Annotated in this window: 1 protein-coding gene; it reads left to right on the plus strand. The window is 42.4% G+C overall.

Annotated elements, in window-relative coordinates; all coding sequences use genetic code 11:
• The coding region (locus ACOVQQ_RS04740) for an Ig-like domain-containing protein (RefSeq protein WP_421817183.1) at nucleotides 1-1,072 on the plus strand (1,072 nt) is incomplete at both ends.

The following is a 1,072-nucleotide window of genomic DNA, read 5'->3' on the forward strand; positions in this document are numbered from 1 at the left end:
TTACCGTTACTCCAGACGGGGCATCGGTAGATACTCCGACGGCGGTTAACGATACGGCTACTACGGCAGAGGACACGCCAACGACGATCACCGTACTGGCGAACGACAACTTTGGCGGAGACGGACCTTCTACAACAGTAGATGTGGTTATCGCTACTCAAGGAGCTAATGGTGTAGCTACAGTAAATACGCAAGGTACTGCTGATTCATCAGACGATACCATTACCTATACTCCGGTTAATTTTAACGGAATTGATACATTTACATATACAATAACAGATAGTAATGGTGATGTTTCTACAGCAATAGTAACCGTTACAGTAAATTGTAATACAGTTTCTACTCCTACGGTAAGTGCAGTGGTTCAACCAAATTGTTCGGTTCCAACAGGTAGTGTGAACTTGACAGGTCTTCCTTCAGGCAATTGGGTAATAAATCCTGGAAATATATCTGGATCTACTACTTCAGCTGTGATCTCAAATTTGGCGCCAGGTAATTATAGTTTCAATGTTACAAATAACAATGGATGCGTATCTTTATCGACAGGATTAATCACAATTAATTCACCGCAGACCGTTCCAGCGGCGCCAACTGTTGTAGTTACATTACAACCAACATGCACAGATCCAACAGGAACGATTGTTGTCACATCTCCTCCTGGAAATACTGGTTTTGAGTACAGTGTTAACGGCGGTACTTATCAGGCATCAACTACTTTCTCAGGATTTTTAACTTCCGGAGTTCACATTGTGACAGTTCGACGTTTAAGTGATCCAACATGCGTATCACCAGGAACTAGTGTCACGCTTAATGCGCAGCCAACTGCTCCAGCCGCACCAACTGTAAGTGTAGTTAGTCAACCAACTTGTGCTAATTCCACAGGAACAGTTGTTGTAACTAATCCTCCTGTAGGAACTGGATTTGAATACTCTGCAGATGGAGTAAATTATCAAGTGTCGAATGTGTTTTCAGGAACATTAACAACTGGAACTTATTTAATAACGACTAGAAGAATTTCAGATGCTACATGTATCTCAGCGGGTACTTCAGTTACGATTAACGCTCAGCCTAC

Source organism: Flavobacterium sp. (genome assembly GCF_049240005.1).
Lineage (GTDB): Bacteria > Bacteroidota > Bacteroidia > Flavobacteriales > Flavobacteriaceae > Flavobacterium.